At 40.1% G+C, this 11,386-nt stretch carries 9 protein-coding genes and 1 pseudogene; 6 read left to right on the forward strand and 4 right to left on the reverse strand.

Annotated features, from left to right (window positions below; translation table 11 throughout):
- Window positions 1-34 precede the first annotated feature (34 nt).
- Window positions 35-280: a hypothetical protein gene (locus tag NWP22_RS04430; protein WP_280793677.1), complete on the reverse strand. Its 246-nt coding sequence runs from the start codon at window positions 278-280 to the stop codon at window positions 35-37.
- 226 nt (window positions 281-506) lie between these two features.
- Between NWP22_RS04430 and eno the strand changes: the two genes are divergently transcribed.
- Window positions 507-1,796 carry a phosphopyruvate hydratase gene (eno, locus tag NWP22_RS04435; RefSeq protein WP_280793678.1) on the forward strand — a complete coding sequence of 430 codons (1,290 nt, stop codon included), beginning with the start codon at window positions 507-509 and terminating at the stop codon, window positions 1,794-1,796.
- A gap of 32 nt (window positions 1,797-1,828) precedes the next feature.
- Here the strand turns inward: eno and argC are convergent, their stop codons facing one another.
- Window positions 1,829-2,887: an N-acetyl-gamma-glutamyl-phosphate reductase gene (gene argC, locus NWP22_RS04440; protein WP_271733396.1), complete on the reverse strand. Its 1,059-nt coding sequence runs from the start codon at window positions 2,885-2,887 to the stop codon at window positions 1,829-1,831.
- A gap of 337 nt (window positions 2,888-3,224) precedes the next feature.
- On the opposite strand from argC, the gene ribBA reads away from it, so the two are divergent.
- Entirely contained in the window at window positions 3,225-5,000 is a 1,776-nt protein-coding gene (ribBA, locus tag NWP22_RS04445; RefSeq protein WP_280801571.1) for a bifunctional 3,4-dihydroxy-2-butanone-4-phosphate synthase/GTP cyclohydrolase II, read from the forward strand.
- Between the two features lie 284 nt (window positions 5,001-5,284).
- Here the strand turns inward: ribBA and NWP22_RS04450 are convergent, their stop codons facing one another.
- On the reverse strand, window positions 5,285-7,294 hold the full coding sequence (locus NWP22_RS04450) for a DUF262 domain-containing protein (protein ID WP_280801572.1): 2,010 nt from the start codon (window positions 7,292-7,294) through the stop codon (window positions 5,285-5,287).
- A gap of 690 nt (window positions 7,295-7,984) precedes the next feature.
- Here NWP22_RS04450 and NWP22_RS04455 point away from each other — a divergent pair.
- Window positions 7,985-8,752, forward strand: a complete 768-nt coding sequence (locus NWP22_RS04455; RefSeq protein WP_271733400.1) for a lipase family protein — start codon at window positions 7,985-7,987, stop codon at window positions 8,750-8,752.
- Between the two features lie 121 nt (window positions 8,753-8,873).
- Here NWP22_RS04455 and NWP22_RS04460 read toward each other — a convergent pair whose 3' ends face one another.
- Entirely contained in the window at window positions 8,874-9,782 is a 909-nt protein-coding gene (locus NWP22_RS04460; protein ID WP_271733401.1) for a peptidoglycan recognition protein family protein, read from the reverse strand.
- A 237-nt stretch (window positions 9,783-10,019) separates the two neighbouring features.
- Here NWP22_RS04460 and NWP22_RS04465 point away from each other — a divergent pair.
- The 3 genes and pseudogenes from NWP22_RS04465 to NWP22_RS04475 form a co-directional block, all read left to right on the forward strand.
- A pseudogene (locus tag NWP22_RS04465) lies at window positions 10,020-10,160 on the forward strand (N-6 DNA methylase); the annotation flags it as partial.
- Between the two features lie 267 nt (window positions 10,161-10,427).
- Complete coding sequence (locus NWP22_RS04470; protein WP_271733402.1) at window positions 10,428-10,844, forward strand: XisH family protein; 417 nt, start codon at window positions 10,428-10,430, stop codon at window positions 10,842-10,844.
- Complete coding sequence (locus tag NWP22_RS04475) at window positions 10,832-11,167, forward strand: XisI protein (protein WP_271733403.1); 336 nt, start codon at window positions 10,832-10,834, stop codon at window positions 11,165-11,167. Before NWP22_RS04470 ends, NWP22_RS04475 begins: the two co-directional genes overlap by 13 nt.
- Window positions 11,168-11,386 lie beyond the last annotated feature (219 nt).

Here is an 11,386-nt window from a genome sequence, read left to right on the forward strand (position 1 = left end):
TATAGCAACGGACATATTGGTTAGGACATCATCATTATGGTTTTAAGGGAACAGGGAACAGGGAACAGGGAACAGGGAATAGTGAGTAGGGAATAGTGAGTAGGGAATAGGGAATAGGGGATAGGGGATAGGGAATAGTGAATGTCCTAATTACCTTGGCGGTTGCTATATTATATAAATTGCTCTGTTTCCAGGCATAATCTCTTTGATATACAGGGATGACAAAACTTTTATTTCTGCCTTCTAGGAACTGATAAATGGGTTGTTTTTTGACTTGCATAGTGGAAAAAATAAGAAAGGGGCAAATTCCAGGATATCCTTAATCCTACTTAGTAGGATATCAGACAATGGGGGCAAAGCGATCGCCCCACCTAGTCCCCACATTGGAAATCTTGTTTAATCTGAGTGGAATTTGCCCCAGTACCCCTTATGCTAACCATTGGGTTATGAATAAACTGTAATAGTTCAACCCTAACGACAGACTGAGCAAAAAGGATGAAGCACGGATGAGTAAATTTATTGATACTGCAATTGAAGCCATTGTAGCCCGGGAAATTCTCGATTCCCGGGGGAGGCCGACAGTGGAAGCGGAAGTACATCTAGCTGGTGGTGCTGTGGGGGTAGCTCAGGTTCCCAGTGGTGCTTCCACCGGGACATTTGAAGCCCACGAGTTGCGGGATGGGGACAAAAGCCGCTATGGTGGTAAGGGGGTACTCAAAGCGGTAGAAAATGCCAATCAGGTATTAGCACCAAAATTACTAGGCTTGGATGTGCTAAACCAAGAACTGTTAGATCGGACGATGCTCGCTACAGATGGTTCCCCTAACAAAGCCAATTTAGGAGCTAATGCAATTTTAGCCATTTCCTTGGCAGGAGCCAAAGCCGGGGCGGAGGCCTTGGGGATTCCCCTCTATCGCTACTTAGGCGGACCGTTGGCGAATTTGTTACCTGTACCCTTAATGAATGTGATTAACGGGGGCGCACACGCTGCAAATAATGTGGATTTTCAAGAGTTTATGATTGTCCCCATTGGTGCGTCTTCTTTCCGGGAAGCTTTGCGCTGGGGTGCGGAGGTGTTTGCTACTCTCAGCAAGGTGTTAGATGACAAAGGTTTACTGACTGGTGTGGGAGATGAGGGGGGTTTTGCTCCTAACCTAGAGTCAAATCAGGTGGCTTTAGAATTATTGGTAGCGGCGATTAAACAAGCTGGTTACAAACCAGGGGAGGAGGTAGCTTTGGCCCTGGATGTAGCGGCCAGTGAGTTTTACAAAAATGGACAGTATGTTTATGATGGTAAACCCCACGCTCCCGCTGAGTTTATTGACTACCTGGGTCAATTAGTGGCAGAATATCCTATTGTCTCCATTGAAGATGGGTTACATGAGGAAGACTGGCAGAATTGGCAATTACTCACCCAAAAGTTAGGCTCTCAGGTGCAGTTGGTGGGTGATGATTTGTTTGTTACCAATGCTACCCGCTTACAAAAGGGGATTGAGCTAACAGCTGGTAATTCTATTTTGATTAAACTCAATCAAATTGGCTCCCTGACGGAAACTTTGGAAACTATTGATTTAGCTACTCGGAACGGTTTCCGCTCGGTAATTAGCCATAGGTCTGGGGAAACTGAAGATACTACCATCGCGGATTTAGCTGTGGCTACCCGTGCGGGTCAAATTAAGACTGGTTCCCTCTGTCGCAGTGAACGGGTGGCGAAATATAATCGCTTGCTGCGGATTGAGGATGAATTGGGCGATCGCGCTGTGTATGCGGGTACTGTAGGTTTAGGGCCGAAGTAGGGAGAGGGGAAATAAATTCCCCATGTCCCACATTAGGGATAAAATCCTAATTGGGGCAGTCCCAAGGTTTCATCCCAACCCATCATTAAGTTTAAACACTGTATAGCTTGACCCGCCTGTCCTTTAATCAGGTTGTCAATGGCTGACATGACAATCACTCGGCGAGTGCGCGGGTCAACTTCTACGCCGATATAGCAAAGATTGCTACCACAAGCCCATTTAGTTTGGGGATAAGTACCATTATCGCAGACTTTCACCCAGGGGGCGTGACGATAGAAGGCTTTATAGATGGTAATCAGGTCATCCCGCACTAATCCAGGGTCGCGGAGTGTGGCGTATACTGTGGCTAAAATTCCCCGCACCATGGGGATGAGGTGGGGGGTAAATTGAACTTTGACATCGTGACCGGCTAAATCACTACAAATCTGCTCAATTTCTGGGGTGTGGCGGTGATTAACAACACCATAAGCCCCCAGGGAGTTATCAGCCTCAGCCAATAATAGGTTAATTTTCCCCTGTCTACCTCCCCCTGATGTGCCAGATTTAGCATCAATAATGGCGCTTTCGGGGACGATGAGACCTTGTTTAAGTAGTGGGGAGAGGGCTAAAAGGCTCGCGGTGGGGTAACAACCAGGACAACCGACCAGCTGGGCTTCTGCAATGCGATCGCGGTAAAGTTCTGGTAATCCATATACTGCGGTGGCGGCGATGGTGTCATCGGTTCTCTGTCCCCCATACCAATTAGTATAAGTGGTTAAATCGCTAAATCGATAATCGGCACTCAGATCCAGTACCTTACATCCTTTAGCACACAATTGGGGTGCAATTTGGTAAGCCAGGCCATTGGGTAGAGATAGAAATACTACCTCACAACGGTGAGCAATCACATCTGGTTCCACTGGTTCGATTGGTAAGTTAACCAGATGAGCCAGATGGGGGTAGAGGTCTGCAAAAGACCGACCAGCACTACTTTCACCCCCTAAATAAACTAGTTCAACTTCTGGATGTTCCATCAGTAATCTGACTAGTTGCACTCCCCCATAACCTGACGCGCCAACAATTCCCACAGGTACGCGTCTAAAATTACCCATAATTATGAAATCCTCATCCGTTTTTAGTTAAGGTGGTTAATTCTGAAATATCAGCTAGAAAATGCACGGCATACAACAATACACCAATTACCCTCAATGCTGGGTTGTGGCAAGATTTTACACTTTTACTAGACAAAATCAACATTTATCTCCAAAGATCACCACAGATCAATATTTATTTAAGTAGCGTTACCCGGTATTCCGCTTCCCAAGTGTTACCGGAAAAGTCTAAAATAGCTGATCAGTCTGGCAATTTAGTTGTAATCCAAATAAACAAGCTACAATCTATAAAGAAGAAATTGTAAGAAAAATTTACTTTTGGTAGCTGGAATTTTCTGTGTCAAAGCCTAAGCCTATACGAAAGACTGATTCTACTCCCCTGAATGGGAACGACTCCCCCACGGTTGTACCGACCACCGGGGACAACATTGATGGTGCTGTCTCTTCAACTCCAGCCTTTAAATTTGATTCCATTGATGCTGCTTTGGCAGACTTAAAAGCAGGTCGTGTCATTGTGGTAGTAGATGACGAAAATCGCGAAAATGAAGGCGACTTAATTGGTGCAGCCCAATTTGCTACCCCAGATATGATTAATTTTATGGCGGTGCAAGCTAGGGGGCTGATTTGTCTAGCCATGACAGGCGATCGCTTGGACGAATTAGACTTACCCTTAATGGTAACCAACATCACAGATACTAACCAAACAGCATTTACAGTTAGTATTGATGCGGGTCCAGAACTAGGTGTTACTACCGGAATTTCCGCCGAAGACCGCGCCCGCACGATCCAAGTGGCCCTCAACCCAGCCACAAAACCTACAGATTTACGCCGCCCTGGTCATATTTTCCCCATTCGTGCCAAAATGGGGGGTGTACTCAAACGGGCGGGACATACCGAAGCAGCTGTAGATTTATCTCGATTAGCGGGGTTATATCCGGCTGGGGTAATTTGTGAAATTCAAAACCCTGACGGTTCCATGGCGCGGTTACCGGAGTTAATTGATTATGCCCAAAAGCATAATCTCAAAATTATTAGTATTGCGGATTTAATTAGTTATCGCCTCCAACACGATCGCCTAATATACCGTGAGGTGGTGACTAAACTGCCTAGCCAATTCGGTCAGTTTGATATTTACGCCTATCGCCATACTCTGGATAATACAGAACACGTGGCCATTGTCAAGGGTAACCCGGCTAATTTCCCAGATGCAACAGTGATGGTGCGGATGCACTCGGAATGTTTAACCGGTGATGCTTTGGGTTCTTTACGCTGTGACTGTCGGATGCAGCTCAAAGCAGCACTCAAAATGATTGAATCCGCTGGTCAAGGTGTTGTAGTTTACCTGCGACAAGAAGGGCGGGGAATTGGTTTAATTAATAAGCTCAAAGCCTATTCTTTACAGGATATGGGTCTGGATACGGTAGAAGCTAACGAGCGTCTGGGTTTTCCCGCTGACTTGCGGGATTATGGAATGGGGGCGCAAATGCTCATGGATTTGGGGATTAAGAAAATTCGCCTGATTACTAATAATCCCCGGAAAATTGCGGGACTCAAGGGTTATGGGTTACAAGTGGTTGACCGCTTACCGTTATTGATTGAGGCTAATGATTATAATTCCTATTACCTAGCTACTAAAGCCCAAAAGCTGGGTCATATGCTGTTACAGACTTACTTGGCCACAGTCGCAATTAGTTGGGAAGATGACCAACAATTATTCACTCAACGCTATGAACGTTTAGAACAACTGCGACTGTTAGCTAAACAAAATCATCTATTATTACAGGAAGAAGCGCGCCCTCTGGGGTTGGCGCTGTTTGCTCAGTCGTCTTTAACAGTACATTTGGGCTTTGACCAAGCAAATGTGGCTGATAGTAATTGGTATCGGCAAAATGGCCATCCTTACTTACAAGCAATTTTCCAAATCCTGGATAATTTAGTTACTTTACCCTACGTGAATAAGTTAGAATTTTTGATTTCTGCTGGTAGTGACCCCTTAAGTAACTTGCAAGTTAAGCTAGACCGTCAGAATTTCTCTTTTAATACCCTACCTTCGGCAATATGCGATCGCCTAGAAACTCAGCAAATTTACAGTTTTACTAGGGGGGATGGTTAAAACTCGGTAATATTTCAGTAGTATAGGACTCCTATTTGATTTTTGAACAAGACTCAGTACACACGGCAATTCTTCTTACCTGTTCCCTGTTCCCTGTTCCCTGTTCCCTGTTCCCTATTCCCTATTCCCTATTCCCTGTTCCCTGTTCCCTTTTCCCTATTCCCTGTTCCCTGTTCCCTATTCCCTATTCCCTGTTCCCTGTTCCCTGTTCCCTGTTCCCTATTCCCTGTTCCCTGAAACCAAACAACTTTGTACCTCACGAGCATGGGAAATGCTATATTACATTACTTATCATCAACTGTATAAAAATACCATTCCTCGGAAATTTCTGCTGTTTCTATTGCTTTCTGACAAAAAGCACGGATGTCGTTTGCTGATAAATTAACCTCACAAAATGCCCCGTTGTCAAGTTTTCGGTAACCGCGAAATTTTTTTTCATCCCATCCTACAAAGCGGGGAAATTGTTCTATAATATCTCTAAATCTATCAGGTTCTCTATCAATAATTGTATTCAATGTAATTTCCAAAACATCCCGCCAACTTTTTACAGGATATTCTTGTTCAAATATATGAAGCAGCTTAGGAGTGGTACGACTACTCCGAGATTTACGACTACTCCGAGATTGAGGCGATGGTTTTGACTCATCACCAAAGTAACTCCATATCTGCAAAGCAATTTCAGCTAGGTATTCTCCTCGTTTTTCAATATCTTTTCTGCACCAAGATTTTTTATTATGAAAATACTTGTTTAATTCTAAATGACTCTTTTGGAAGTGAGTCTGCTTCTTAGGAAAATCATCGTTAGAAAGCTCACCATTATAAGCTGTAAGTGTTAAGTTTCCTAGAGAATGAATAAGTAATTGATGGGTTGACTCCCAATCTTCACCCAAATGTTGTTTCCACCAATCATTTAAAGTTTGTGGCATAATGTGCTCAATTGAAAGCTTATCAAAAGATACCTGCTCTTTATGTTGAAAATATTCTTCCACAGATTCAAGAATTAGTTTGGCTTTTTCATAGCGATTTTCACCACCATATAAATTCACATCCATTAGTCGTGATTTAAATTCCTCATCTTTTGGATAATTACGGCTTTGTAAATCTGATTTTAACCGGACTAAAAAACTATCTGCGGCTAAATTGGAATCTTTGCTCACCTGTGAATATAGTAAGGCAAAAACTCTATTTAAACCTCTAGTTGGAATATTACAAATAAATCTACGTAATATAAAATTTTCGATTATTTTTAAAATCCTCACAAAATCTTCTTCCGAAATTCTATCTTGGGATAGCTCATCATAACAATTTAGCAGGAAAGGGTATACTGTAAATGTTTTTAAGCGATTAATACGATGTAGATATTTGCGTATACTTTCGTTTTCTTCTCTTTCAGGGTTTAAAAGTTTTGCATAGTAGTTAGCAAAAATATATAAGTCTTTCAGGTGTGAAATTGCATCTCCTTCTCCTTTGCTAATAAGGTCTTTAATTTCAAAATAAATTTGATTTTGCTTAATTTCCTTACCAATTTTTGTCAGATAATGACGGACAAATTCTGTCAAATTTTCGCCTAAAATATCTTCCATAGGAGACCAGTATTTTTTATAAACTTCCTCTTGCGTCTCCACATCAATCCGCATAAAGAAATAATTACGTATTAAGTCAGCTTCGGTAAGAGGTCTTCCCTTAGCATTAAGATTTTCAAAGACTAAATATGGATCATCTTCATTGCTAAGTTTAACACTGACAACAGAGAGGTTGTTACATATAACTCTTTTGATTTTTTCAACCTCCAACTTGCTGTTTCTAATTTTTCTTTCAAAAAATAAATAACATTCCGAAATTACATTATTTTCAATTGGTGATTCATTATTAATGATGCGATAAAATGCTGTACGGTCTAGTTGTGTAGGCATTAATTTATAATAATCTGAACCCTTTTTGTAGTGATTAACCAGAATGGTTTGATGGATTTCTTCACCTAGTTGCTTATTTCTAGATTGCTTTGCTTTATCTCGCAAAGCACAGAGGAGAATAAAGCTTGTAGTTAGGCGTTGTTGTCCATCAATTAGTAAAAATTTATTTACTCCTTCTTCAGGACCTGAAGCGGTTTGCATGGTAACAATAGAACCCATAAAGTGAGGTCTAGGATGATCTAATGAGCAGAGTTCTGCAATGTCATCCCATAACACCTGCCATTCAGATTTTTTCCAACTGTAAGCTCGTTGAAATAAGGGAACTACATACTGTATTGTACCTTCAATGATATGTTGTAACTTAGTTTCTGAGGCTTGCATTGATGATAATTATTGGCTAATAAGGTATAATCGCATACAAGAATGTATAATTATTTGATGATACAGCGCATTTTATCTGATTAAGGTATAGAAGGGCGGGCACCGATGCCCACCCCACAAGATTTATGATATTAAGGTGTGTACTTTATTTACTTGAAAAGTGCTGTATTTTGGGTAACTATAGTCATCCTATTTGAGTTGAGAAATTATCAGTGAGGAAAGGGAACACCGGATCAGGGAACAGGGAACAGAAATTGTTCATGAATCATTTAGGATTGCTATATACACGATGTGAAACATATAGTACCACTATTTGGTTACATTTAGCCTAAAAATATATGAGATAAATTAATACCCATATTTCCCTAGTACTTATGGCGGCTGGTATTATTCCGGTATATTGTGCGATCGCTATCTATATATTCTGGTTCCCCTGTAGGATCTGTGCGATCGCATGGTGGGAGTAATTTTTAATATTATATATTAAATACATAATATGAGTAATTTGTCAACCATCTAAACCCAGAGAATTATTTTGTTACGTGGCATTTTCTGGGCTAAATAGGTGATAAGATGACAAAAACTTGACATAATCAGGGTTTGAGAGTTGATATTCTAACGCCAATTAAGTCAAGTGGTCAATAGATATTAAACACTTGCGGAAAACTTTGCTCAAGTAACTACTCACCTATGGAAATTAATAATTCTAAAGCCATGAAAATGGCACTCGCTTCTCAAGAAATTTATCACAAGTTCGAGGTGATTTCTAATTCGGGTTTTTTTACTAACTGGTCTTCACCTCCACATCTCATTAATATAGAGGCGACTGATACTCAAGTGGCGATTTTAAGTGATACCCATGAGACTACTATAGTCTTTCGTGGCAGTGAATCCCGCTTAGATTGGAAAACCAATTTAAATTTCTGCAAGCAGAGAAAAGAGTTTTTTCAAGGGGTTATTGAGAAAGGAATTATTGCTGAATATCAACAAATCTATCCCTACTCTGCAAGTAAAAACTCTGGGGCTTTAATTCATCGGGGCTTTGCTAATGCTTATTTGTCTGTAAGATATCAACTTCATAACTATATTCAAACTAATCAGGTTTCTCGTCTGACTGTCACTGGTCATAGTTTAGGCGGTGCTTTAGCTACGATCTGCGCTCTTGATCTGCAATATAATTTTAATTCCATACTCTCTGATATTGAAGTCTATACTTTTGGCGCACCGAAAGTAGGTAATAAGAAGTTCTATCAGTCCTATGATAAACGTGTCCCCCAAACCCATCACTTTATCTACGGTCTTGATATCGTACCTTCTCTACCTCGTTGGTGGCAAGGTTATTTTTATGCTCCGCAAAGAATAAGATTAAGTTCTCGATGGAAATTAAACTTCTTATCTGCTCGGATTAAAGACCATTCTATTAGTAGCTATATTCGCTGGTTGGAAAAGTTACTTTAGACGATGTTTGATAACTTTTCAATAGGTAATTTTTATCTAAGGGAACAGGGAACGGGGAACAGGGAACAGGGAACACACCCAAGGCTTTATAGCCTTTTTTATTCAATGATCAATCAAAAATTTAATTTTGAGCCTGATAGGTGGGAATTAGTTCCCGATAGCTATGAAGTAACCGTAAAAATTGATTACTATCAAAACTAATGGGGTCGCTTCTCTCTCCAGAACGGTCTACATAAGCATGGGTAGTGATGCGGTAGTCGGGAACCTGACTTTGAGCAATTAACCAGGCCAGAGAATTATATTGTAACTGTGTGTAACCACTATGTGACCGCAGAGAATTTTTACCCCAAGCTTCCTGGGGGGTTTCTAAAGAAACATGATAAGCAAAATTATTCACAGAGGGTGGTAAACTAGGGTTAGTGGTTACGGTTTCTGCACCATTGGGACTCTCAAAAACCGAATTACCCGCGCCAAAAGCTCGTTTGTTTGGGGGAACTAAATAAATAATTGTCCCATCCCGTTTAATTAGAGCGTGGTAACTAGCTTGTAGACTCTCATCTGTATGGGGGTTTTGAAAGAAGTTAACCGCACTAGAAGCAGAATTACCGGTTTCATGTAAGACAATCAGGGCTTGATTGTTCACAGGTACGCCATTAACATCATGAGAATAGCGATCGCCGTAGTTGCTGGGGTCTACTGGGGCGATTTCATAGTTGGGTCTATATTGGGTAAAAGCTGCTGTAGTTCTGTATCTACTAGAATTTTCAGACTTGGTGACAGTAGGTGGGGGTAAATTTACGGTTGATTTTTCCTGTAATTTTTCCTGTGATTTTTCCTCTAAGGTGTTTGAGGATTGTAATTGTGCTTGTGGATATTCGCCCCAGTCTGTAGTCACATCGGCTGTTGGTGGGTTAGAGTTGATTTTGTTACCTTCTCGTTGTGTAATTATTCCTAGGGATAACACTATAGTTAGTGTAGTGAATATCAGGAAAATCAGTAATACTCGCGTAGCCCAGTCTCTAAACCTCATTGTAATGGTATTGATAAAAAACTCAATTTAATCTTTCATCTCTTAATGTACAGTAGATTTTATATTTGGAGGACATTTTAAAAGTCAAAGTTAGTCAATAATCAAGCCAGTCCTCTGAGTATGATCAGAATCATGGCAATATAGATAGAAGTCTCAGAGGATGTCTCGGTTACTCACCATTTATGCTTAACATCAGTTCACTAGAATCTTCTTTATGGGAAGCAGCAGACCAACTTAGGGCGAATTTATGAATATTTTCTCAACAAATTCGCCATGACAAGAGCGCAGGAAGGGGGAGAATTTTTTACACCACCTTCTCTAGTGCGGCTGATTGTAAATATTATTGAACCTGATCGCAGTTCCAATACTTGTACCTAATAAAAATATAAGACATCAATTTGATCAAAAAGTTTTATCTTCTAGGATATTAGTGCACAAGCTATTATAGTCATCCTATTTGAGTTGAGAAATTATCAGTGAGGAAAGGGAACACACCGAACAGGGAACAGAAATTGTTCAGAAATCAAATAGGAGTCCTATAGATCAAAACCAAAAACTTAAATAAGCCCGTGATTTAATGCTACCACGCCTGATGAATGGAAAAATAACCGTGTAGAAATAATTAAGTTATAATATAATTAGTTTATGCCAGCAAGAGATAGATTTCACAACGCAGTCAAAAACGGACTACAAAAACAAGGATGGAAAATCACACATGATCCTTATACAGTGAGTTTCGAGTTAGGAGATATGTATATAGATTTAGGTGCAGATAAAATTTTAGCAGCAGAGAGAGAAAATCAAAAAATTGCTGTAGAAATTAAAAGTTTTTTTAATACATCCGCAATTTCTGAATTTCACACCGCTTTAGGTCAATTTATCAACTATAGGTTAGCATTATCTGAACAAGAAGCAGATCGTACACTTTATCTAGCAGTTCCCATTGATACCTATACCTCTTTCTTTACCATACGACTGGTACAAAATATTATTAAAAGATATCAACTAAAACTGATTACTTATCAACCGGAAACGGAGGATATTATCGAATGGATAAACTAACCAAATATAAACAAATAATTCAACAACTTCTACAAGAATATGCAGCCTATTCTAGCCAAGATCAAGAAATAGAAACTCAACTAATTTCTGATACCCAAAATCATCATTATCAACTTGTCCATGTTGGTTGGAAAAATCAACGTCGTGTTTATGGCTGTATTGTACATCTCGATATCAAAGATGGTAAAATTTGGGTACAACACAACGGTACAGAAAACGAAATAGGAGAAGATTTAGTAAAATTAGGTATTCCCAAACAAGATATAGTTATCGGTTTTCATTCCCCATTTAAACGCCAATTTACAGATTATGCAGTAGGGTAAATTTTAAGATCCCCGACTTCTCTGAGAGGATGTTTGTCAAGTCATGATTAGTGTATCAAATATCGTTTTACCCCACCCTCACCTTACAAGGGTAGGTTTTTAATATGATCTGTGAAGGTAAGACCACCGAAGACAAGGAAGGAAAGTGGACAAGGAAGATTTTATCCGGACAATGGTCTTTTAAGGGGCTATTTTTCTTACTAAGAATACAGACTTTGT

Source organism: Anabaenopsis tanganyikae CS-531, assembly GCF_029891675.1.
GTDB classification, from domain to species: Bacteria; Cyanobacteriota; Cyanobacteriia; order Cyanobacteriales; family Nostocaceae; genus Anabaenopsis; species Anabaenopsis arnoldii.

Bases quoted from the DNA above. Each gene is read 5' to 3' on its own strand.
- NWP22_RS04430 (WP_280793677.1), bottom strand. From the start codon at position 280: ATGCAAGTCAAAAAACAACCCATTTATCAGTTCCTAGAAGGCAGAAAT.
- eno (WP_280793678.1), top strand. From the start codon at position 507: ATGAGTAAATTTATTGATACTGCAATTGAAGCCATTGTAGCCCGGGAA.
- argC (WP_271733396.1), bottom strand. From the start codon at position 2,887: ATGGGTAATTTTAGACGCGTACCTGTGGGAATTGTTGGCGCGTCAGGT.
- NWP22_RS04450 (WP_280801572.1), bottom strand. From the start codon at position 7,294: ATGCAAGCCTCAGAAACTAAGTTACAACATATCATTGAAGGTACAATA.
- NWP22_RS04455 (WP_271733400.1), top strand. From the start codon at position 7,985: ATGGAAATTAATAATTCTAAAGCCATGAAAATGGCACTCGCTTCTCAA.
- NWP22_RS04460 (WP_271733401.1), bottom strand. From the start codon at position 9,782: ATGAGGTTTAGAGACTGGGCTACGCGAGTATTACTGATTTTCCTGATA.
- NWP22_RS04470 (WP_271733402.1), top strand. From the start codon at position 10,428: ATGCCAGCAAGAGATAGATTTCACAACGCAGTCAAAAACGGACTACAA.
- NWP22_RS04475 (WP_271733403.1), top strand. From the start codon at position 10,832: ATGGATAAACTAACCAAATATAAACAAATAATTCAACAACTTCTACAA.